The organism is Allobrachymonas chironomi DSM 19884, from assembly GCF_000374625.1.
Classification (GTDB): domain Bacteria; phylum Pseudomonadota; class Gammaproteobacteria; order Burkholderiales; family Burkholderiaceae_C; genus Brachymonas; species Brachymonas chironomi.
In genome coordinates this window covers 332,685-353,687 of sequence record NZ_KB894766.1, presented here as the reverse complement: position 1 = coordinate 353,687, position 21,003 = coordinate 332,685, and the positions used below count along the sequence as shown (strand labels likewise).

Annotated in this window: 18 protein-coding genes; 9 read left to right on the top strand and 9 right to left on the bottom strand. The window is 64.6% G+C overall.

The annotated features are described in order from the left end of the window. Positions 1-106: 106 nt before the first annotated feature. Together C513_RS0104285 and C513_RS0104280 are read right to left on the bottom strand one after the other, a co-directional pair. Positions 107-1,060, bottom strand: a complete 954-nt coding sequence (locus C513_RS0104285) for a CysB family HTH-type transcriptional regulator (RefSeq protein ID WP_018714800.1) — start codon at positions 1,058-1,060, stop codon at positions 107-109. A 166-nt stretch (positions 1,061-1,226) separates the two neighbouring features. Further along, positions 1,227-2,249, bottom strand: a complete 1,023-nt coding sequence (locus C513_RS0104280) for an AraC family transcriptional regulator (RefSeq protein WP_018714799.1) — start codon at positions 2,247-2,249, stop codon at positions 1,227-1,229. 190 nt (positions 2,250-2,439) lie between these two features. On the opposite strand from C513_RS0104280, the gene C513_RS0104270 reads away from it, so the two are divergent. Genes C513_RS0104270 through C513_RS0104260 form a run of 3 tightly spaced genes read left to right on the top strand, consistent with a single transcriptional unit; the run spans position 2,440 to position 6,411 of the window. Then, positions 2,440-3,591, top strand: a complete 1,152-nt coding sequence (locus tag C513_RS0104270; RefSeq protein ID WP_018714797.1) for an acyl-CoA dehydrogenase family protein — start codon at positions 2,440-2,442, stop codon at positions 3,589-3,591. Positions 3,592-3,614: 23 nt separating this feature from the next. Next, positions 3,615-4,808 (top strand): thiolase family protein, encoded by a 1,194-nt coding sequence (locus tag C513_RS0104265; protein ID WP_026320534.1) that lies wholly within the window; start codon positions 3,615-3,617, stop codon positions 4,806-4,808. Between the two features lie 37 nt (positions 4,809-4,845). Continuing rightward, the gene (locus C513_RS0104260; RefSeq protein WP_018714795.1) at positions 4,846-6,411 is read left to right on the top strand and encodes an acyl-CoA synthetase; all 1,566 of its coding nucleotides are present in this window, start codon (positions 4,846-4,848) and stop codon (positions 6,409-6,411) included. Positions 6,412-6,429: 18 nt separating this feature from the next. Here the strand turns inward: C513_RS0104260 and C513_RS0104255 are convergent, their stop codons facing one another. Continuing rightward, positions 6,430-6,876: a CopD family protein gene (locus tag C513_RS0104255; RefSeq protein ID WP_018714794.1), complete on the bottom strand. Its 447-nt coding sequence runs from the start codon at positions 6,874-6,876 to the stop codon at positions 6,430-6,432. 10 nt (positions 6,877-6,886) lie between these two features. Then, the gene (pncB, locus tag C513_RS0104250; protein ID WP_018714793.1) at positions 6,887-8,068 is read right to left on the bottom strand and encodes a nicotinate phosphoribosyltransferase; all 1,182 of its coding nucleotides are present in this window, start codon (positions 8,066-8,068) and stop codon (positions 6,887-6,889) included. 184 nt (positions 8,069-8,252) lie between these two features. Here pncB and C513_RS0104245 point away from each other — a divergent pair, with 184 nt between their 5' ends. After that, entirely contained in the window at positions 8,253-8,756 is a 504-nt protein-coding gene (locus tag C513_RS0104245; protein ID WP_018714792.1) for an Mpo1 family 2-hydroxy fatty acid dioxygenase, read from the top strand. Positions 8,757-8,827: 71 nt separating this feature from the next. On the opposite strand, the gene C513_RS0104240 is transcribed toward C513_RS0104245, so the two are convergent. Both C513_RS0104240 and C513_RS0104235 read right to left on the bottom strand, forming a co-directional pair. After that, a complete protein-coding gene (locus C513_RS0104240; protein WP_018714791.1) occupies positions 8,828-11,293 on the bottom strand; it encodes an adenosylcobalamin-dependent ribonucleoside-diphosphate reductase in 2,466 nt (821 codons plus the stop codon). 261 nt (positions 11,294-11,554) lie between these two features. After that, positions 11,555-12,775: an NAD(P)H-dependent flavin oxidoreductase gene (locus C513_RS0104235; protein WP_018714790.1), complete on the bottom strand. Its 1,221-nt coding sequence runs from the start codon at positions 12,773-12,775 to the stop codon at positions 11,555-11,557. A 169-nt stretch (positions 12,776-12,944) separates the two neighbouring features. On the opposite strand from C513_RS0104235, the gene mnmA reads away from it, so the two are divergent. The 3 genes from mnmA (at position 12,945) to C513_RS0104220 (ending at position 15,055) form a co-directional block, all read left to right on the top strand. Continuing rightward, positions 12,945-14,060, top strand: coding sequence for a tRNA 2-thiouridine(34) synthase MnmA (gene mnmA / locus C513_RS0104230; protein WP_026320531.1), 1,116 nt, complete (start codon positions 12,945-12,947; stop codon positions 14,058-14,060). Between the two features lie 90 nt (positions 14,061-14,150). Then, positions 14,151-14,546: a TraR/DksA family transcriptional regulator gene (locus C513_RS0104225; RefSeq protein WP_018714788.1), complete on the top strand. Its 396-nt coding sequence runs from the start codon at positions 14,151-14,153 to the stop codon at positions 14,544-14,546. Continuing rightward, positions 14,546-15,055 carry a CinA family protein gene (locus C513_RS0104220; protein WP_018714787.1) on the top strand — a complete coding sequence of 170 codons (510 nt, stop codon included), beginning with the start codon at positions 14,546-14,548 and terminating at the stop codon, positions 15,053-15,055. The genes C513_RS0104225 and C513_RS0104220 overlap by 1 nt, the downstream gene beginning before the upstream one ends. Positions 15,056-15,186: 131 nt before the next feature. Here C513_RS0104220 and C513_RS0104215 read toward each other — a convergent pair whose 3' ends face one another. After that, entirely contained in the window at positions 15,187-16,071 is an 885-nt protein-coding gene (locus C513_RS0104215; RefSeq protein WP_018714786.1) for an EF-hand domain-containing protein, read from the bottom strand. A gap of 202 nt (positions 16,072-16,273) precedes the next feature. Further along, the gene (locus C513_RS0104210) at positions 16,274-18,478 is read right to left on the bottom strand and encodes a malate synthase G (RefSeq protein ID WP_018714785.1); all 2,205 of its coding nucleotides are present in this window, start codon (positions 18,476-18,478) and stop codon (positions 16,274-16,276) included. A 351-nt stretch (positions 18,479-18,829) separates the two neighbouring features. On the opposite strand from C513_RS0104210, the gene C513_RS0104205 reads away from it, so the two are divergent. Beyond that, positions 18,830-19,243 carry a polyhydroxyalkanoate granule-associated phasin gene (locus C513_RS0104205; RefSeq protein WP_018714784.1) on the top strand — a complete coding sequence of 138 codons (414 nt, stop codon included), beginning with the start codon at positions 18,830-18,832 and terminating at the stop codon, positions 19,241-19,243. A 113-nt stretch (positions 19,244-19,356) separates the two neighbouring features. Further along, on the top strand, positions 19,357-20,709 hold the full coding sequence (locus tag C513_RS0104200) for an alanine/glycine:cation symporter family protein (protein ID WP_018714783.1): 1,353 nt from the start codon (positions 19,357-19,359) through the stop codon (positions 20,707-20,709). A gap of 89 nt (positions 20,710-20,798) precedes the next feature. Here the strand turns inward: C513_RS0104200 and C513_RS0104195 are convergent, their stop codons facing one another. After that, complete coding sequence (locus C513_RS0104195) at positions 20,799-20,984, bottom strand: DUF1328 domain-containing protein (RefSeq protein ID WP_018714782.1); 186 nt, start codon at positions 20,982-20,984, stop codon at positions 20,799-20,801. Positions 20,985-21,003: the final 19 nt, after the last annotated feature.

The following is a 21,003-nucleotide window of genomic DNA, read 5'->3' as shown; positions in this document are numbered from 1 at the left end:
AGTATGACCAGAAGAGCGTGTTGGAGGCCTTGCTCATCAGAATTGCGAGCAATGCGTTGGCGTCGATAGCTGTAACATGCCCGCCCCCGCATGCCAGAGCTCGCCCTCAAATATGATCCCCCCAAGGCTCCGGCCCGTCCTGCCGCAGGGCCCGTTCCACCACCTCCATGGTCAGTGTGGGCGCAAAGGCCTCGATGAAACGGTAGGCATAGCCGCGCAGCCAGACACCTTTGCGCAGACCCAGGCGGGTGACGTTGAGCGCAAACAGATGCCGTGCGTCCAGCGCCTGCAGATGGCGGTCGCGGTCGGGATCGAAGGCAATGGACGCGACAATGCCGACGCCCATGCCCAGTTCGACATAGGTCTTGATCACATCGGCATCCATGGCAGTCAGCACGATCTCCGGCACCAGTCCGGCGCGGGCAAAGGCCTGGTCGATATGCGAGCGGCCGGTATAGCCCTGCTCGTAGGTGATGATGGGGTATTGCGCCAGCTGCTCCAGGGACACCGGGGCCTGCAGCGCCAGCAGGGGATGGCCGTGTGGCAGCACGATGCTGTGCGTCCAGCGGTAGCAGGACAGCGTCACCAGCGCCTCGTGGCTGGACAGGGCCTCGGTGGCCACGCCGATATCGGCCTCGCCCGATAGCAGCATGTCGGCCACCTGACGCGGCGATCCCTGGTGCAGGTGCAGCGTCACATCCGGGAACAGGGCGCGGAAATCGCGCACGGCATGCGGCAGGGCGTAGCGTGCCTGGGAATGGGTGGCGGCAATCGACAGCCGGCCCTGGGCGCTGTCGGCATAGTCCTGGCCTACCCGGCGCAGATTGTCGGCCTCCAGCAGCAGGCGCTCCACGATCGGCAGCAGGGTCTCGCCGGGTGGCGTCAGGCCGGTCAGGCGCTTGCCGGCGCGGATGAAGATTTCCACCCCCAGCTCGTCTTCCAGTTCGCGGATCTGGCGGCTCACTCCGGGTTGCGAGGTGTGCATCATGGCGGCCACCTCGGTCAGGTTGTAGCCGCGTCGGGTGGCCTCGCGCAGGGAGCGGAGTTGCTGGAAGTTCATGGTATCTGTCAGGGAAAGGAATCATGCGCCCACCCATCCGGTGTGCGCGGACGCCCATTCTTGCCCTGTAGTCATAAAACCAGAACGATTGATTTTTTATTTCTTCATATGATTGCGGCATATGGAGATGGTTGTAACGCAGGGGCGGGCTCTGCCGACTCGCCGTTCAGCCCACCGGCCGCCGCCGATACGCCCCCGGCGCACTCCCCGTCCATTCCCGGAAGGCCCGCTGAAAGGCGGTGGGGTCGCCAAACCCGATCCGTTGCCCGATGGTGGCGACAGGCAGCCGGCTTTGTGTCAGATGCTGGATCGCCACATCGCGTCGCAGCGCATCCTTGATACTCTGGAAGTTGCTGCCTTCGGCTTGCAGTTTGCGTGCCAGGGTACGCTCCGAAAAATGCAGGGCGGCGGCCACTTCGGGCAGGGCGGGCGGCTGTTCCAGCCGCTGCAGCAGGTATTCGCGCACGCGGTGGCTGATGATGCGCTCGGCAAAGGACTGGAACATCCAGTCGCCCGGTGCCCGTGCCAGAAAGCCGGGGATCGATTGCGGCCCTTGTCGTACCGGCATCTGCAGCTGGGCCAGCTCGAACCAGAGCGCCATTTCCGGTTGACCAAAACGCTGTGGCCCCGGGTACAGAAACACCGATTCCGCTCCCTGCGAGGGGCGCGCATGGCTGAAATCCACCTGTGCCAGCGGGATTTTCTGCCCGGCCAGCCAGGACGCCACGCCGTGCACCAGCTTGAGCATCATCTTCTGCGCAAACAGGTTCTGGCGCACCGCTTCGCTGCGCGGCAGCAGCGCCATCTGCACCAGCGGGCCGCGGGTGCGCAGCGCAAAGTGCAGATCGTCCAGCAGCAGCCGGAAATACTGGGTAAAGCGGTACAGCGCCGTCAGCAGGCTGGGCGAGCCGACCAGACTCAGGCACAGGAACTTGAGGGTGCCGCCGCGCAGCGGGCGCGCGAACATGCCCGGCGTTTCATCATCGTGCAACTGGGCCAGCAGGCGGTACAGGCCGGCAAATTGCCCGGTGGTGACGCGGGCACCGGGCTGTTGCAGCAGGGTTGGTGCGATGCCGGCGCGCTGGATACACAGCGCCTGCTGGTTGGTATCGGCCCCGGTGCCTTGCAGCAGGGCGCGGACCAGCTCAATGGAGATGGTGGGGGCGGGAGCAAGAGATGTATCGGACATTGGCTGAATATGTCATGTTTTAGGCGAGGCTGGCAAGTCGCACCATGCTAGGGGATGCCTAGAATCAGGCAAGTTTCCTGAGTAAAAACAGATATCAGTGTAAACCCTTGCATCTGCATGAAGGATCTCCCCTGTGAATCCTTGATGGCAGATATTGTCATGATGTTACACAAGACCATGGGGTGTCCCTATGCAGTTTGAACTGACCGAAGAACAAGCCATGATCCGGCAGCTGGCGCACGATTTCGCCCGGCAGGAGATCGCCCCGCTGGCCGCGCAGGCCGATCGTGACCAGCGCTTTCACCTGCCCCTGCAGCAGCAGGCGCTGGAGCTGGGCCTGCTCAATATCGCCATGCCCGAGGCGTATGGCGGCATGGGGCTGGGCGCGCTGGAAGTGGCGCTGGTGACCGAGCAGCTGTGTCGCGCCTGTCTGGGGCTGGGAACGGCGCTGTGCGTCAACGCCCTGGCAGCCGAGCCGATTCTGCTGGCCGGCAGCGAAACGCAAAAACAGCAATGGCTGCCACGTCTGGCGCAGGGGGAATTTGCCAGCTTTGCCCTGACCGAGCCGGGTGCCGGCTCCGATGCCGCCGGTATCCGTACCAGTGCCGTGCGTCAGGGCGATGGCTATGTGCTCAACGGCAGCAAGATATGGATTTCCAATGCCTCGCTGGCCAGCTTCTTCGTGGTGTTTGCCAAGACCGATCCGGCTGCCGGGCACAAGGGCATCAGCGCTTTCATCGTGGAGCGCGACAGTCCCGGCCTGACGGTGGGTGAACCGCTGGGCAAGCTCGGCCAGCGGGCCGCGCCGACCTGCGAGGTGTTCTTTGACCAGGTGCAGGTGCCGCTGCCCAACCGTCTGGGGGCCGAAGGCGAGGGCTTTGCCCTGGCGATGCGCACCTTTGACCAGTCGCGCCCCATGGTGGCGGCCTTTGGCCTGGGCCTGGTGCAGCGCTGCATCGACGAGGCGCTGCCCTATGCGACCGGGCGCCAATCCATGGGCCAGCGCCTGATCGATCATCAGGCGGTGGCGCACAAGCTGGCCGAAATGCAGATCCGGCTGGAGGCTTCGCGCCTGCTGACCTACCAGGCCGCCTGGCTGGCGGATCAGGGCCAGCGCAACACGTTGCAGGCCTCGGTGGCCAAGGCCTATACCTCGGATGCCGCCATGTGGGCCGCCACCGAAGCGATCCAGATTCTGGGCGGCATGGGCTACAGCACCGAGTACGCGGTGGAAAAACTGTTCCGCGATGCCAAGGTGTTGCAGATTTATGAAGGCACCAGCGAAATCCAGCGCAGCATCATTGCGCGCGAAATGGAGCGCCATCTGGCGCAAGGGCGCTGAGCACCAAGACAAGGACTCCCGACATGACTACTACTCCGAACGATCCCGTGATTTTGCGTGCCGTGCGCACGCCATTCGGCAAGCGCAAGGGGGCCTTGCGTGACACTCGCCCCGACGCACTGCTGGCCGGCATGCTGCAGCAGGTGCTGGCGCAGGCCGCCGTGCCAGCCGAGCAGATCGGCGACGTGATCGCCGGCTGTGTCAGCCAGGCTGGCGAGCAGGGCGCCAATATCGCACGTCAGGCGGTGCTGCTGGCCGGCTTGCCGGCCAGCGTGCCCGGCGTCAGCCTGAACCGCATGTGCGGCTCCAGCCAGTACGCCGTACATGCGGCAGCGCAGGCGATTGCCGCCGGCGATCTGGACTTCGCCATCGGTTGCGGTGTGGAAAGCATGAGCCGCGTGCCCATGTTCCTCGACCTGACGCTGGGCCGGCAGGCCTTCACCGGCTTTGACAATCTGCATCCGGGCATTCTGCAGCGCTTTGCCATCCCGCACCAGGTGGAAAGCGCCGAGCGCATTGCCGAGCAGTGGCAGCTCAGCCGTGCCGATTGCGACGACTTTGCCCGCGAAAGCCATCGCCGTGCCCATGCTGCGCAACAGGCCGGCCTGACCGGCGGTGCCGTAGCGGTGACCGGCGTCGATGCCGAGGGCCAGCCGATACGGCTGGAGCACGATGAAGGCGTGCGTGCCGTGATCGATGCGGAGAAGATGGCTGCCATGCCTCCGGTGTTCCGCAGCCCGGAGCAGGGCGTGGTCACGGCTGCCAATGCCAGCCAGATGTCCGATGGGGCCTCGGCCGTGCTGCTGGCCAGCCGCGCCGCGGCCGAAGCGCACGGCCTGCGCCCGCGCGCCCGCTTCCGCGCCCGCGTGGTGGTGGGCTCCGACCCGGTGCTACAGCTCACTGGCGTGATTCCGGCGACGCGCGCTGCGCTGCAGCAAGCCGGCCTCAGCTTGGCCGACATGGACTGGATCGAGGTCAACGAGGCCTTTGCCAGCGTGGCGCTGGCCTGGGCGCGCGAGTTCGATGCCGACATGGACAAGCTCAACCCCTGGGGTGGCGCGATTGCCCACGGTCACCCGCTGGGCGCCACCGGTGCCGGCCTGCTGGCCAAGCTGCTGGCCGGACTCGATCACGTCGATGGCCGCTTCGGCCTGCAGGTGATGTGCATCGGCCACGGCATGGCCACCGCCAGCATCGTCGAACGCCTGCCAGCCTGAGCGTCCGCACCCGATAACGATCACGAGGAGACACGACATGACACCTACTCTGTTGCCAACCATCCGCCGAACCATCCGCAACACCCTGGGCGATGCCCTGCAGCGCGCCGTGCGCCGCTCGCCGCACAAGGAAGCGCTGGTGTTTGGCGAGCGCCGCTGGACCTACCAGGCCCTCAACCAGGCGGTCAACCGCGTGGCCAACGGCCTGCTGGAAGCGGGTCTGCGCCCCGGCGACCGGGTGGCCGCCTACGGCAAGAACTCCGATGCCTACGTGCTGCTCTGGCTGGCCTGCAACCGCGCCGGCCTGGTGCATGTGCCGGTCAACTTTGCCCTGACCGAGTCGGAGCTGACCTATATCGTGGTGCAGTCCGGTGCCCGTGCGCTGGTGGCCGATACCGGCATGCAGGCACAGGTGGAGCAGGTGCGCGAGAGTCTGCCCTGCGACATCCACGGCAGCTTTTACAGTGGCAGCGGGCTGGATGTGCTGGCGCTGGCCGAGGGCAACGGCCCGTCCGAAGCGCCCGATCTGGACATCGACGAGAACGCGGTCTGCCAGATCCTCTACACCTCCGGCACCACAGCAGCGCCCAAGGGCGCGATGATGACGCACCGCTCGCTGCAGGCCGAATACGCCAGCTGCATCGCCGCGCTGGAGCTGCATGCCGGTGACCGTTCGCTGGCCTCGCTGCCGCTCTACCATTCGGCGCAGATGCACGTGTTCCTGATGCCGCACCTGCTGGTCGGGGCCACCACCTTCCTGATCCCGGCCCCGCTGCCCGAGGCCTGTTTCCAGGCCATCCAGCAGGAAGGCATCACCTCCTTCTTTGCCCCGCCCACGGTCTGGATCGCGCTGCTGCGCCACGCGGGTCTGGACACGCACGACCTGTCCAGCCTGCACAAGGGCTATTACGGTGCTTCCATCATGCCGGTTCCGGTGCTGGAGGAGTTGCGTCAACGTCTGCCCGGAGTGCGCCTGTTCAACTGCTACGGTCAGAGCGAGATCGCGCCGCTGGCGACCGTGCTGACGCCCGAAGACCATGCCATCCAGCCGGCTTCGGCCGGTCGCCCGGTGCTGAACGTGGAAACCCGCGTGGTCGATGACGAGATGCGCGATATGCCGCTGGGTGAAATGGGCGAAATCGTGCACCGTTCGCCGCAGGCCATGATCGGCTATTGGGACAAGCCGGAACAGACCGCCGAAGTGTTCGAGGGCGGCTGGTTCCACTCGGGAGATATCGGCTATTTCGATGCAGATGGCTACCTGTTCGTGGTCGATCGGGTCAAGGACATCATCAACACCGGGGGCGTGGTGGTATCCAGCCGCGAGGTGGAAGAGGCCCTCTATACCCATCCTGCGGTGGCGGAGGTGGCCGTGATTGCGCTGCCCGACCAGCGCTGGATCGAGGCCGTGACCGCCGTGGTCTGCCTGAAACAGGGAGCCAGCGTGACGCAGGAGGAGCTGATCGCCTACGCCAAGACCAGGCTGGCGGCCTTCAAGGTGCCCAAGGCGGTGCATTTTGTCGATGACCTGCCGCGCAGTACTGCCGGCAAGCTGCTCAAGCGCGAACTGCGTCGCCAGTTTGCCGCCGCACAGGCGGCATGAGCGGCAGCGCGGGCGGCCTCAGGCCAGCCAGCCCGTGCGCAGCGAAACCCCGGTGGCCACGAACAGCACGCCAATCAGCGTCACCGGCACGATATGCCAGGCCATGTCGGTCAGCTTGCCGGGCTGGTGCAACCGGGGAATCACGCGAAAGCGGGCGTCCAGCGCAAACGCCAGCGTGGTCAGCAGCAGGAACAGCTTGATGCCGATCAGCCGCGTGACCGGGTTGTCAAACGCCAGCCACTGGCTGTGGTCGGGCTGCAGCTGCATTGCCATCCAGAAACCGGTGATGACCTGCACCAGCAACGCCGGCATGCCGATGCGTTCATAGGCCGATTCAAACTTCAGCAAGCCTGCCACATCCTGTTCGCGCAGCACGCGCGGCAGAATGGTCAGCGCCAGAATCAGGTGACCACCGGTCCAGATGGTGGCCCCCAGCACATGCAGCAGCAAGGCCCAGCCGTACATCGTGCGCTCCTCAGCGGGCGTCGGCCGGCAGGTTGAACACCTGGCGCAGATAGGTCAGATAGCCTTCGTCCTCCACCATGGTCTTGCCCGGCGTGTCGGAAATCTTGGCCACCGGCTGGTCGTTGCAGCGCACCATCTTGAGCACGATCTGCAGCGGTGCCGGGCCCAGGTCGTTCATCAGGTTGGTGCCCACGCCAAACGCGGTCTGGCAGCGGCCGGCAAAACGGTCGTGGATCTCGATGCAGCGCGGAATCGTCAGGCCATCGCTGAAGATAAGCAATTTTGTCAGCGGATCGCAGCGGTTGGCAGCGTAATGCGCGATCATGCGCTCACCCCAGGTGAACGGGTCGCCGCTGTCATGGCGCACGCCATCGAACAGCTTGCAGAAATACATGTCGAAATCGTTCAGGAAGGCCTGCATGCCGTACACGTCCGATAGCGCAATGCCCAGGTCGCCACGGTATTCCTGCGCCCATTTCTCGAAGGCAAACTTCTGGCTGTCGCGCAGGCGCGGCCCCAGCGCCTGGCAGGCCTGCAGGTATTCGTGCGCCATGGTCCCCATGGGGCGCAGATGCAGCTCCTTGGCATACATCACGTTGCTGCTGCCGGTGAACTGGCTGTCGCTGTCGGTGCCCAGGCGGGCCTGCATGGTTTCCAGCACCTCGCGCTGCCAGGCACCGGAAAAGCGCCGACGCGTGCCGTAATCGGCCACCTTCACGCCCGGGTGTTGCTGCAGCAGGTCCAGCTTGTCCTGCAGCCGCTGGCGGCCCTCGCTCCAGTCCAGCCCGGGCGAGGTGTTGCGGGTATAGACCTCGCTGACGATGGCCAGGATCGGAATCTCGAACAGGATGGTGTGCAGCCACGGCCCGCGGATGCGGATGTCGATCTCGCCGTTGTCCAGCGGGGTCAGCGTGACGTACTTGTCATTCAGCTTGAACAGCGCCAGGAAATCGACAAAATCGCTGCTGATGAAGCGCAGGCTGCGCATGTAGTCCAGTTCGTCCTCGCGAAAGCGCAGCTGGCACAGCTGCACGATCTCGTCGCGGATCTCGTCCAGATACGGCGTCAGCTGCACCCCGGCCGAGCGGCACTTGAACTTGTATTCCACCTGCGCCCCGGGAAACTGGTGCAGCACGGCCTGCATCATGGTGAACTTGTAGAGATCGGTGTCGAGCAGGCTGGAGATGATCATGGGGCAGTCCTCGGGTACAAGACTCTAGGATACCCGCAACTCGGCCGGTCCAAGGGGAAGTCCGCTGCCTGGCAGGGCCATGCTCCGGGTGACCGGGGTGGGGCCAGCCCTCTTCCTGCCGGCGGGCGGACTTGCTAGCATGCTGGCATCAAGGCCTGTCCCTGCAGGCTGGCGCAGTTTCCCCATGCGATCCCTGGAAGAACAGCTGTCCCAATACGCGTCCTACCACTTGGACCGACGCAATGTGGCCACGCACTTTGTCGGCATTCCGCTGATCGTGCTGGCTGTGGCCGCCTTGCTGGCACGCGTGCCCCTGACGGGCTTCTTCAGCCTGATGCATCTGGTGGCGTTGGTTGCGGGGCTGTACTACCTGCTGCTGGATGGACGTATCGGCTTGCTGATGGTGCTGTTCTTGGCGGTCTGCGTGGCCTTTGGCAGCTGGGCCGCGGGGCAAACCACCACGCTCTGGCTGCTGCTGGGCGTGGGAGGCTTTGTGCTGGGCTGGATCATCCAGTTCATTGGCCATGTCTGGGAAGGGCGCAAGCCGGCCTTTGTCGATGACGTGATGGGGCTGGCCATTGGGCCGCTGTTCGTGGTGGTGGAGCTGCTGTTTGCGCTGGGTCTGCTGCCGCAGCTGCGGCAACGCGTGATGGCGCAGGCCCTGGCGCTGCGTCAGGGCGCAGTCTAGCGCCATGCAAAAGGCCACCCGCAGGTGGCCTTCCGGCAGGCGGCTGGCACCGCCCGGGAGCAGATCAGGCTTTAGCCGCAGCTGCCCATGTGCCCGCACTGCGTGCAGTAGTCGCAGCCATCCTTGCGGATCATGGCATGCGCACCGCACTCGGGGCACTTCTTGCCGGCCATCACCGGCAGCAGGTTCTGCTGCTGCGCCATCAGGTCGGGCGTGTGGTTGGGCGAGGGGGCATCGATATCGCTCAGCGGCAGTTCCATCTGGCTGCGTTCGGCAATCAGGTTCTGCAGCGCGTAGGCAATCGCTGCCACTTCGGAATCGTGCCAGCGCGGCACCAGCGTGCCGTCGGCCTTGGCATAGGTGCCCAGGCGCACCGGGCCGCGGTCCCAGCTGACCTTGCGCAGATCGTCCAGCGCGCGGTCCAGGAAGCCGCCGCGTGCCGCCAGCGACAGCGAGCGCATGGTGGCGGTGATCCACTGCTGCGATTCGCTGCTCTGGCCCACCGGCATGAAGAACTCGATGGCGCGCTCGATCTCGTGGCCGTCATCGGTCTTGATCGGCATGAAGGACACGATCAGGTACAGGCGCTGCTTGCCTTCCTGGGTCCAGTACTCGATCTTCTCGGCGACGGCGTTCAGGGCACCCTTGGGGCGGCTCTCGATCACCACGCGCATCGGATCGACCGCTACGGCGGCAGCTTCGGCAGCGGCCGGCTTGGCCTCTTCCTTCTTGGCCGGGGTGGCTTCCAGCACGGCACCCAGGATGCTGTTGGGACGGTAGGTGGCCAGACCCTTCAGACCGGCGCGCCAGGCGTGGTGGTACAGGTCCTTGAAGTCCTCGTAGGGGTAGTCGGCCGGGATGTTGACCGTCTTGGAAATCGAGGTGTCGATGAAGGGTTGCACTGCCTGCATCATGCCGACGTGGTCGGCGGCGCTCATTTCCAGGGCGGAGACAAAGTACTCGGGCAGCTGGGCGTCCTGGCCGTGCAGCGCGTGGTACAGGCGGTAGGCGTGGTCTTCCACCACGTATTCGCTGGTGGAACCGTCGCTTTCGCGCTTGCGGCGCGTGTAGGTCCAGGAGAAGGCCGGTTCGATGCCGTTGGAGGCGTTGTCGGCAAAGGCCAGGCTCACCGTGCCGGTGGGCGCGATGGAGAGCAGGTGGCTGTTGCGCAGGCCGTGCTTCTTGATGTCGGCGCGGATGTCGGCCGGCAGGCGGCTGGCAAAGCTGTCGCTACCCAGGTAGGCCTTGGCGTCAAACTTGGGGAACGGGCCTTTTTCCCTGGCCAGTTCGATCGAGGCGCGGTAGGCGGCATTGCGCATGCGCTCGCCGATGCGGGCGGCCATCTGGCGGCCTTCCTCGCGGTCATAGCGCAGGCACAGCATGTTGAGCGCGTTGCCCAGGCCGGTAAAGCCGACACCGATGCGGCGCTTGGCGGCGCTTTCCTCGCGCTGCTGTTCCAGCGGCCAGAAGGTGACATCGAGCACGTTGTCGAGGGCGCGCACCTGGATCGCCACGGATTTCTCGAAGGCGTCAAAGTCGAAGCTGGCGGTGCCGCCCACATGGAACGGGTGGCGCACGAAGCGCGTCAGGATCACCGGGCCCAAGTCGCAGCAGCCGTAGCTCGGCAGCGGCTGTTCGCCGCAGGGGTTGGTGGCCGCGATGTCCTCGCAGTAGTTCAGGTTGTTGTCGCGGTTGATCTGGTCGATGAACAGGATGCCTGGCTCGGCAAAGTCGTAGGCCGATTGCATGATGGTGTTCCACAGATCGCGCGCCGGCGTCTTGCGGTAGACCCACTTGCCGTCATCGCGCTGGTAGGCGCCGGCGTCCATCACCTTCTTGCCGGGTCTGGCCTTGTGCACCAGTTCCCAGTCGGTGCCGTCGGTCACCGCCTGCATGAAGGCATCGCTCACGCCGACCGAAACGTTGAAGTTGTTCCAGCGGCCGGGCGTGCGCTTGGCGGTGATGAATTCCAGCACATCCGGATGGTCGATGCGCAGCACACCCATTTGTGCGCCACGACGCGCACCGGCGCTTTCCACCGTGGAGCAGCTCTGGTCGAACACGTTGATGTAGCTGCACGGGCCGGAAGCGATGCTGGCCGTGCCCTTGACCTGGGCACCCTTGGGGCGGATGCGCGAGAAGTCGTAGCCGACGCCACCGCCACGGCGCATGGTTTCGGCGGCCTCGCGCAGCGCCTCGTAGATGCCGGGGAAGCCTTCGTCGTCAAAACCCTGGATGCAGTCGCCCACCGGCTGCACGAAGCAGTTGATCAGCGTGGCCTGGATGTCGGTACCGGCAGCGCTCATGATGCGGCCTGCGCCAATCGCGCCGGCACGCAGGTTGTCGAGGAATTTCTGTTCCCACTCGGCGCGCAGTTCGGGCTTTTCGGCACCGGCCAGCGCGCGTGCCACACGGGCGTAGATCTCGTCTGCACTGGACTCGCCAGCCTTGCAGTACTTCTCCTGGATCACGTCCTTGCTGATGGGTTGTTCGGGCAGTTCGAGGGCAGACAGGGGGTGGCGTGCAGGAGTATCCATGGCAGACATCAAGAGCAATTCGGTTGGGGATGTACAAGGGGAAACGGCATGCTGGTCCGGTGTGCAGGGGGATGTTCTTGTAGCCTCTGGAGGGCTTTGTGCGTTGTGTCCTGCAGGGGCAGCATGCCGCGTCGATCAGTTCAGTTTAGCCTGTTTGGGGGGCTTTGGCCGATCGGGGAAATGCCTGATAAATCAGCATTCCGCCGCAAGCCCTTGAGCCGCTTGTGTTTCGCGAGCGGGGCTGCGGGAAAGCGGATTGTATCAGGCCGTAACAGCCGGGCGTTCGCCGCTGACCAGCCAGCTCAGCAGGTCTTCGACCGGGCGGATCTGGTTGCCGAAAGGCAACACGCCGGCACCGCGGAAGAACAGGCCCTTGCCGACTTCGCCCTTTTGCGCTTCGGCCAGTTGCTTGTCGATGCAGAACTGGCCGACTTCGGCATTGCCGTCGCGCAGGCCGCAGTGGGTCAGGCAGTCAAACGCCATGTTGCAGCGTTTTTCGTGCGCCACGGCCTTGAGCTTGGGCTCGATGCGGATGTACTTTTCGAGCCAGGGGGAGCGCACGCCGCGCGCCGGCAGGCCGGCGACGCTGGTGAATTCGACCACGTCCTCGGGGCCGGCATTGGCCAGCACCTGCTTGAAGGCGAGGGCGGCATCGCTTTCGCGCGAGACGGCAAAGGCGGTACCCATTTGCACGGCGCTGGCGCCCAGCGATTGCAGGTGCAGGATGTCCTGCAGCGAGTTGATGCCGCCGGCGGGAATCAGCGGAATGTCCTTCTCGTAGCCGGCCTTCTGCAGGAACTCGCAGACCTGCGGCAGCACCACGTCAAAGTCGAAGCGGCGGTCGTCCAGATCGGCAATCTTGGCGGCACCCAGGTGACCACCGGCCAGGCGCGGGTGCTCGATCACGATGGCATCGGGCAGACGACCTTTTTTTTCCCACTTCTTGATGATCAGCTGCACGCCGCGGGCGTCGGACAGGATCGGGATCAGCTTGGCCTTGGGGTGCTCCTTGGCCAGTTCGGGCAGGTCCAGCGGCAGGCCGGCGCCGACGACCACGGCATCGATACCGGCTTCGAGGGCGGTCCGCACGTTGGAGGCGTAGGCGCTGATCGCCTTCATGACGTTGACGGCGACCAGGCCAAAACCCATGGACAGCTCGCGGGCGCGGGCGATCTCGCGGCGCAGGGCCTCGCTGTTGGCATCGTTGATGACGGCACGGGCGTGATCGACATCACGCGACTTTTCCAGGTGCTGGGTCTGCTCCATCAGGTCGGGATGCAGGCGGCGCAGGTCTACCGAGGAAATGGTACCGATGGCACCATGACGCGCCACGGTGCCGGCCAGACCGCCAGCTGAAACGCCCACGCCCATGCCGCCCTGGACCACCGGCAGCAGCGACTTGCCGGCCAGGCTCCACAGCTTGAGGCCGGAGGCGGTGGCTTTTTCGCGCAGGCGCTCGACCAGGGCACTGGCTTCGGCCATGGTGGGCAGGGAGGGAGAGGGGGCAGGGACTTGCATGTCGATCCGGGAAAACAGAATGGCGGGAGACTACCAGCTTGGGCTCTGGACGGTCTTGTGTTGTGTCAAGCCAGCGCACGGTCACAAGAGGCGGCTGGCTGCAGAAAGGGCTACCTTCTAGGATAATACGCCAATGACAAAACATCGCATTGTGGTAGGCCTTAGTGGTGGCGTGGACTCTGCCGTGAGCGCCTGGCTGCTCAAGCAGCAGGGGCATGAGGTGGTGGGCATCTTCATGAAGAACTGGGAAGATGACGACGATACCGAGTACTGTTCTTCGAATATCGATTTCGTTGATGCCGCTGCCGTGGCCGACGTGATCGGCATCGAGATCGAGCATGTCAACTTTGCCGCCGACTACAAGGACCGCGTGTTTGCCGAATTCCTGCGCGAGTACCAGGCCGGCCGCACGCCCAACCCCGACGTGCTGTGCAATGCCGAGATCAAGTTCAAGGCCTTTCTGGACCATGCCATGCGGCTGGGGGCCGAGAAGATCGCTACCGGCCACTATGCGCGCGTGCGCCAGAATGCGTCTACCGGACTGACCGAGCTGCTCAAGGGCTGCGACGTGACCAAGGACCAGAGCTATTTCCTGCACCGCCTGACGCAGGCGCAACTGCAGAAGGCGATGTTCCCGGTAGGCGAGCTGCCCAAGACCGAGGTGCGGCGCATTGCCGAGGAAGTCGGCCTGCCGAACGCGAAGAAGAAGGACTCGACCGGCATCTGCTTTATTGGCGAGCGTCCGTTCCGCGAATTCCTGAATCGCTACCTGCAAAGCCAGCCCGGCCCGATCAGGGACGAGAAGGGGCGCCAGATTGGCGAGCACATGGGCCTGAGTTTCTACACGCTGGGCCAGCGCCAGGGACTGGGCATTGGCGGCATCAAGGCCAAGGGCGCGCAGCGCGGTAGTGGCGAGCACCAGCCCTGGTTCGTGGCGCGCAAGGACATGGCAAGCAACACCCTGTATGCGGTGCAGGGGCATGACCACCCCTGGCTGCTGAGCCGGCGTCTGGTGGCCGATGACCTGAGCTGGTGTGCCGGCAAGCCGCCGGTGACAGCGCAATCGCCCGCCGGCTTTACCGCCAAGACACGCTACCGCCAGCAGGATGCCGCCTGCACGCCCGCCCTGCTGGCTGACGGCAGGCTGCAGCTGGAATTCCCCGAGCCGCAATGGGCGGTAACGCCGGGGCAGAGTGCGGTGCTGTATGACGGCGAGGTCTGTCTGGGCGGAGGCGTGATCACGGCCTGATCCGGCAGTGGCACAGCCCGTATTTTCTTCTGCAAAGCAGCGTACACTGGGGACATCCGTTGTATGCATAACGATACAGAAGGAGCATCCATGAGCAAGCCCCTCACCGCAGCGCAACTCCAGGAACTCAAGACCCTGCTGGAACAGCGCAAGGCCGAGATTGAAGGTCGTCTGCACGAAGTGCGCGACGGCCAGACCCGTGCCGAACACGCCCGCGAGATCATCCAGACGCGCGGCAGCGTGGAGCGCCAGCACAGTTCCGACCGCGAGGTGGACCTGGCGCTGAGCGACCGGGGCGAGGTGGAGTTGACCCGCGTGGAGGCGGCGCTGGCCCGTATCGAGGCCGGAGCCTATGGCCAGTGCGACGAGTGTGGCTGCCATATTCCCTTCGAGCGCCTCAAGCTGGAACCGCCGACGCAGCACTGCGTGGCCTGCAAGAGCCGCTGGGAGAAGAACGCAGGTGTCGTGCCTGACTCCAACATGTGATGTCGGTGCCTGATGCTGCCGCCAGCCTGTGCCAGTCCCTGGCGCAGGTTCTGCAACAGCGTGGCTGGATGATGGCCACGGCAGAAAGCTGTACCGGCGGCCTGATCGCGGCTGCCTGTACGGATTTGTCCGGCTCCAGTGTCTGGTTCGAGCGCGGATTCGTCACCTATTCCAATCTGGCCAAGCAGCAGATGCTGGGCGTGCCGGAATCGCTGCTGATCGCGCATGGTGCGGTCAGCGAGCCGGTGGCTGTCGCCATGGCGCAGGGGGCCGTGCAGCACTCGGCAGCGCAGGTGGCCTTGTCGGTGACCGGTATCGCCGGCCCTAGCGGCGGCACTGCCGACAAGCCGGTAGGTACGGTCTGGTTCGGCTGGCAGGTCGCTGGCCGGACTTTTGGTGAACACCATCTGCTGGCAGGTGACCGGGCGCAGGTGCGGGCGCAGACCGTGCAGATCGCGCTGGCAGGCCTGTTGCAGCGCGTGCGTGCAGCCGGCCAGACCACTTCCTGAGGCCGTTTTCCGGGCAAAAAAAGCCCCCGTACGCGTGGGCGTGACAGGGGCGAGGCTGCTGTGAGAGGGGCTTCCGGCATTCTTGTCTGTTGTGCCGGAAGTGTTCCGGGGCGCCGGCCCCGGTAGTCGGGTCAGCGGGCGGGGCCGCGGCGCTGCTGTTGCATGGCGTCGAACTCGGACTGGCTGATGCTGCCGTCCTTGTTGCTGTCCAGGAACTGGAACCAGGCGTTCTGGCGCTGCTCACGCTGTTCGGCGTTGACCTGCATGCGCGCGTTCATGCGTTGCTGCTGTGCCTGACGGGCTTCGGCCGGGGTGATCTTGCCGTCCTTGTTCAGATCCAGGTCGGCAAAGGTGACCGGGGTGCCGCGCATCTGGCCCATTTTTCCCTGCTTGCCGCGCATGCCGCTGCGTTGGCCCATGCGGTCGGCACGGAACTGGTTGAACTCGGCTTCGCTGAGGCGACCATCCTTGTCGGCATCGTATTTTTGCAGCAGGCCGGACTGGCTGTTCTTGCCCACGTTGCGCAGCTGACCGCCGGCATCGGCGCGCTGCTTGATGCGGTTCTGGCGGAAGGTATCCAGCTCGTCCTGGGTCAGGTAGCCGTCCTGGTTGGCATCCATGTCGGCAAAGGCGGGTTGTGCACGTGCCATGCCGCCACGCTGGCCGGCCATCATGCCCGGCTGCATGCCGGCACCACGCTGACCGGCTCCGCGCAGGGCCATGCCCGGACGGATCTGCATCAGCTCTTCGTGCGAGATGCGGCCATTGCGGTCGGTATCGACAGCGGCAAAGTCGGGGAAGGCGCTGGCATCGCCCTGGGCCGAGTTGGCGATCATGTCATTGCGCATGCGGGTGTACTCGTTGCGATCCAGCGAGCCATTGTTGTTCAGGTCGTAGGCCTGGAACATGGGACCGTTGCTGCCCGGCATGGCGGGCAGTGCCATGGCGGTGGGCAGGGTGACAGCACCGGCCAGTGCGATAGAACCGATGGCCAGCATGATGCGACTCTTTTTCATGGATCCTCCTTTGGGAGTAGTTGTTGAATTCCTTGTGTCTGTGCCCATTGTGGGCTGTCGCAGCCGGTAAAGGTGCAAGCGGTTGTGACCAATGGGCAGGGCAAGTGTCGTACCGGCCTGTCTGGAGGCTATTTGTAACAATCAAGAAAAAGGGCTGGCAGATGACAAACTGCCAGCCCTTGGGCGTGGGGACTTGTCAGGCTCAGGACTGGGCGTCCTTCAGCTCACGGCGCCACTGGTGCAGCAGCGGCTCGGTGTAGCCGTTGGGCTGCTCCATGCCCTTGAACACCAGATCCAGCGCCGCACGGTAGGCGAAGCTGGTGGCGGCGTTGCCGGCCAGCGGCTGGTACAGCGGATCGCCGGCGTTCTGCTGGTCCACCACGGCGGCCATGCGTTCGAAGGTATCGCGCACTTCCTGTTCGGTGACGATGCCGTGGCGCAGCCAGTTGGCCATGTGCTGGCTGCTGATGCGCAGCGTGGCACGGTCTTCCATCAGGCCGATGTCGTGGATGTCCAGCACCTTGGAGCAGCCCACGCCCTGGTCGACCCAGCGCACCACGTAGCCCAGGATGCCCTGGGTGTTGTTCTCGATTTCCTGGCGCTTCTCGTCGGCGCTCCACTCGGGGTTGCTGGCCACGGGTACGGTCAGCAGTCCGGTGAGCAGGTCATCGCGCAGGGCGGCGGCATCGATTTTTTCCAGTTCCTGCTGCACTGCGGCCACGTTGACCTGGTGGTAGTGCAGCGCGTGCAGCGTGGCACCGGTGGGGCTGGGCACCCAGGCGGTGTTGGCACCGGCCTTGGGGTGGTTGATCTTCTGCTCCAGCATTTCGGCCATCAGGTCGGGCATGGCCCACATGCCCTTGCCGATTTGCGCCTTGCCGCGCAGGCCGCAGGCCAGGCCCACCAGCACGTTGTTCTTCTCGTAGGCCTGGATCCAGGCGCTGCCCTTCATGTCGCCCTTGCGGATCATGGGGCCGGCCTGCATGGCGGTGTGCATTTCGTCGCCGGTGCGATCGAGGAAACCGGTATTGATGAAGGCCACGCGGCTGCGGGCGGCGTTGATGCAGGCCTGCAGGTTGATGCTGGTGCGGCGCTCCTCGTCCATGATGCCCAGCTTCACGGTGCTGTCGGGCAGGCCCAGCAGCTGCTCCACGCGGCCGAACAGCTCGTTGGCAAAGGCGACTTCGGCCGGGCCATGCATTTTCGGCTTCACGATGTAGATGCTGCCCTTGCGCGAGTTGCGCAGGCCATCCTTGCCCAGACCCTTGAGGTCGTGCATGGAAATGGCGGTGGTGACCACGGCGTCCATGATGCCTTCGGGGATTTCCTTGCCTTCGGGGCCCCACAGGATGGCGGGGTTGGTCATCAGGTGGCCGACGTTGCGCACGAACAGCATGGAGCGGCCATGCAGGCGCAGCTCGTCCTTGCCGTTGGCGGACGTGTAGATGCGGTCCGGATTCAGGCCGCGCGTCAGCTGCTGGCCGCCCTTTTCGAACGTTTCGGTCAGCGTACCGCGCAGAATGCCCAGCCAGTTGCTGTAGCCCTGCAGCTTGTCTTCGGCATCGACGGCGGCCACGGAGTCTTCCAGGTCCATGATGGTGGACACGGCAGATTCCACCACCACGTCGCTCACGCCGGCCAGATCGGTCTGGCCGATGGGGGTGCTGCGGTCAATGCGGATATCGATGTACAGGCCGTTGTTCTGCAGCAGGATGCTGGACGGGCCGCGGGCATCGCCCTGGTAGCCGGCGAATTGGGCCGGATCCTGCAGGCTGGCCACCTGGCCACCCTTGACCGCCACCTGCAGCTGGCCGTCCTTGACAAAATAGGCCGAGGCGTCGGCATGCGAATGGCCGGCCAGCGGCACCGCCTGATCGAGGAAGTTGCGGGCGAAGGCAATGACCTTCTCGCCACGCTTGGGGTTGTAGCCCTTGCCACGCTCGGCGCCATCGGTATCGGGGATGGCATTGGTGCCGTACAGGGCATCGTACAGGCTGCCCCAGCGCGCGTTGGCGGCGTTGAGCGCGTAGCGGCCATTCATGATCGGCACCACCAACTGCGGGCCGGCCTGCACGGCCAGTTCGTCATCGACATTCGCGGTGGTGATCTTCACGTCGGCGGGCTGCGGCACCAGATAGCCGATCTGCTCCAGGAACTGGCGGTAGGCGGCCATGTCGCGGATCGGGCCGGGGTTGGCCTGGTGCCAGGTGTCGAGTTCGGCCTGGAAACGGTCACGCTCGGCCAGCAGGGCGGCATTGCGCGGGGCCAGGTCGTTCACCAGCTGGTCAAGGCCCTGCCAGAAGGCTTCGGGCGCGATGCCCAGATCGGGCAGCACCTGGCCGGTGATGAAATCGTACAGCGGGGTCGCGACTTGCAGCTGATGGGCCTGGGTACGTGGCGTGGTCATGAAGATTCCTTTCCGACGATGCGGTCAATGCAAAAAACGGGATGCTGCCGTGCAGCAGCCTATGGGTGTTACTGTATTACAACTTCTGCAGGGGATTCACCCCCAAATAATCCACAGATTCGTGACTTTGACGCATGCAATCTCCCCTGGGTCTAGGGAAATCCCTTATTCTTTGCGTGTCGCATCAGGGCGATCCGGAGTGAATGGACCGGACAGCATGATGTGACAGGCCGACTGTCGCCGCAAGATGGAATGGCTGTCCTGCCACAAGGGTGTTTGACAGCCGACAGATCGACCTGCAGAGAGTCAAGGAAAATCCTTCCATTCCCTCCAGCAGAAACGGAACGCATCATGTCCCCAGCCACGCAGCGCAAGGTCAACCAACTGGCGCGCCAGACCGCGCAACTCTCCGCAGCTACCCCGCAGGTGATTGCCCATCGCGTTGGTCGCATGGCCACCTCCGGAATCGCTCCGCGTGCCGACGATCTCCAGGAATTCAATCGCATGTACGTGGAGAAGGTGGCGGCATTCTCCGAATCCTGGCAGGCCATGGGCCTGCAGGCGATGCAGTCCCAGTTCCGTATGATGAGCACCTGGATGGGTGCGTTTGCCCGTCCGGGCAACTGGATGCACCCCTGGGCCGGCAACGCCCAGCTGTCCGAGCAATGGCAGAAATCGATGCTTGACATCATGAGCAGCGGCATGAAGCCGGTGCATGGCCGGGCAGTGGCCAATGCGCGCCGCCTGGGCGGCCGTCGCCGCTGAGCCGCACGGCGGCTGTTACAAAAAAACGGTCGTTCGCCGCGTAGCAGACTCGGCTGGCTTCTGTCGTCCTGCTATTATTTGCAGCATTTTGTTGCAAATGGGAAGGATCAGGAATGGAAGCCATCAAGAGCTTTTTTGATGCAGCCGGTGGATATGTCTGGGGCGTGCCCATGCTCACCTTTCTGGTGGGTACGGGGGTGTTCTTGACGATCCGCCTGAAGCTGCTGCAGTTCACCACGCTGGGCTTCGCGCTCAGGCAGGCCTTCACACCGCATGCCAAGCGCGCGGATGGCGGCGATCACGAAGGTGACGTTTCGCACTTCGGCGCCCTGATGACGGCGCTGTCGGCCACCATCGGTACCGGCAATATCGCCGGTGTGGCCACGGCTGTGGTGGCCGGCGGTCCCGGCGCCGTGTTCTGGATGTGGATGACGGCGCTGTTCGGCATGGCGACCAAGTACGCCGAGGGCGTGCTGGCGGTCAAGTACCGCGTGACCAACTCCAGGGGCGAGATGTCCGGCGGCCCCATGTACTACATCGAGCGCGGCCTGGGCAAGAAGTGGCTGGCGGTGCTGTTTGCCATCTTTGGCGTGCTGGCCTCGTTCGGCATTGGCAGCTCGGTGCAGTCCAACTCGGTGGCGCAGGCGATCCATACCAGCTTCGCCATCGACACCTGGATCACCGGCGTGGTGCTGACGGTGTTCACCGGTCTGGTGATCCTGGGCGGCATCCGCAGCATCTCCAAGGTGTCTTCCGCCATCGTGCCGATCATGGCGGTGGGCTATGTGCTGGGCGGTCTGGTGGTGATTGCGCTGCATCTGGACCTGCTGTTCCCGGCGCTGCAGCTGATCCTGACCGATGCCTTTACCGGCGAGGCGGTGGCCGGCGGTGCGCTGGGCACGGTGATCCGTTACGGCGTGGCACGCGGCGTGTTCTCCAACGAGGCCGGCATGGGCTCGGCGCCGATCGCGGCGGCGGCAGCCAAGACCGACCATCCGGTGCGCCAGGCGCTGGTGTCCATGACCGGTACCTTCCTCGACACCATCATCGTCTGCAGCATTACCGGCATCGTGCTGGTGATGGGTGGCATGTACACCGGCGGCCAGACCGGCGCGGCCCTGACTACCACCACCTTCAACCAGATGCTGCCGGGTGTGGGGGGCTGGATCGTGACCTTTGGTCTGGTGTTCTTTGCCTATTCCACCATCCTGGGCTGGTGCTACTACGGTGAAAAATGCGCCACCTACCTGGTGGGCGATGGCGGCGTGCTGCCCTACCGCATGGTCTACGTGGCCTCGGTGATGGCCGGCACCGTGCTCAGCCTGGATCTGGTCTGGTCGGCCTCCGACGTGTTCAACGGCCTGATGGCGCTGCCCAACCTGATTGCGCTGGTGCTGCTGTCCGGCGTGGTGGTGAAAGAGACGCACGACTTCTTCGAGAAGCGGCGCAAGGGCGAGTTGCCGTAAGCACAACGGCTGCCCGAATGGAAAAGGCCCTGCAGGTCAGCCTGCAGGGCCTTTTTGCATGTGCGCCGGTGTCGGCACCGAGGTGCCTGTTACTTGATCGCCCGGCTCACGGCCTTGCCACCGAGCACGGCGGCCAGCACCATCACGGCGGCGATCACCAGGAACACGATGAACAGTACCTTGGCGATACCGGCAGAAGCTCCGGCAATGCCGCCAAAACCCAGTGCACCGGCAATCAGTGCAATCACGGCAAAAATAATGGCCCACTTCAACATGATGATCCTCCTTGGTGTC

Excerpts from the sequence above, each read along its gene's own strand:
- C513_RS0104285 (WP_018714800.1), bottom strand. The coding sequence starts at position 1,060 with ATGAACTTCCAGCAACTCCGCTCCCTGCGCGAGGCCACCCGACGCGGC.
- C513_RS0104280 (WP_018714799.1), bottom strand. The coding sequence starts at position 2,249 with ATGTCCGATACATCTCTTGCTCCCGCCCCCACCATCTCCATTGAGCTG.
- C513_RS0104270 (WP_018714797.1), top strand. The coding sequence starts at position 2,440 with ATGCAGTTTGAACTGACCGAAGAACAAGCCATGATCCGGCAGCTGGCG.
- C513_RS0104265 (WP_026320534.1), top strand. The coding sequence starts at position 3,615 with ATGACTACTACTCCGAACGATCCCGTGATTTTGCGTGCCGTGCGCACG.
- C513_RS0104260 (WP_018714795.1), top strand. The coding sequence starts at position 4,846 with ATGACACCTACTCTGTTGCCAACCATCCGCCGAACCATCCGCAACACC.
- C513_RS0104255 (WP_018714794.1), bottom strand. The coding sequence starts at position 6,876 with ATGTACGGCTGGGCCTTGCTGCTGCATGTGCTGGGGGCCACCATCTGG.
- pncB (WP_018714793.1), bottom strand. The coding sequence starts at position 8,068 with ATGATCATCTCCAGCCTGCTCGACACCGATCTCTACAAGTTCACCATG.
- C513_RS0104245 (WP_018714792.1), top strand. The coding sequence starts at position 8,253 with ATGCGATCCCTGGAAGAACAGCTGTCCCAATACGCGTCCTACCACTTG.
- C513_RS0104240 (WP_018714791.1), bottom strand. The coding sequence starts at position 11,293 with ATGGATACTCCTGCACGCCACCCCCTGTCTGCCCTCGAACTGCCCGAA.
- C513_RS0104235 (WP_018714790.1), bottom strand. The coding sequence starts at position 12,775 with ATGGCCGAAGCCAGTGCCCTGGTCGAGCGCCTGCGCGAAAAAGCCACC.
- mnmA (WP_026320531.1), top strand. The coding sequence starts at position 12,945 with ATGACAAAACATCGCATTGTGGTAGGCCTTAGTGGTGGCGTGGACTCT.
- C513_RS0104225 (WP_018714788.1), top strand. The coding sequence starts at position 14,151 with ATGAGCAAGCCCCTCACCGCAGCGCAACTCCAGGAACTCAAGACCCTG.
- C513_RS0104220 (WP_018714787.1), top strand. The coding sequence starts at position 14,546 with ATGTCGGTGCCTGATGCTGCCGCCAGCCTGTGCCAGTCCCTGGCGCAG.
- C513_RS0104215 (WP_018714786.1), bottom strand. The coding sequence starts at position 16,071 with ATGAAAAAGAGTCGCATCATGCTGGCCATCGGTTCTATCGCACTGGCC.
- C513_RS0104210 (WP_018714785.1), bottom strand. The coding sequence starts at position 18,478 with ATGACCACGCCACGTACCCAGGCCCATCAGCTGCAAGTCGCGACCCCG.
- C513_RS0104205 (WP_018714784.1), top strand. The coding sequence starts at position 18,830 with ATGTCCCCAGCCACGCAGCGCAAGGTCAACCAACTGGCGCGCCAGACC.
- C513_RS0104200 (WP_018714783.1), top strand. The coding sequence starts at position 19,357 with ATGGAAGCCATCAAGAGCTTTTTTGATGCAGCCGGTGGATATGTCTGG.
- C513_RS0104195 (WP_018714782.1), bottom strand. The coding sequence starts at position 20,984 with ATGTTGAAGTGGGCCATTATTTTTGCCGTGATTGCACTGATTGCCGGT.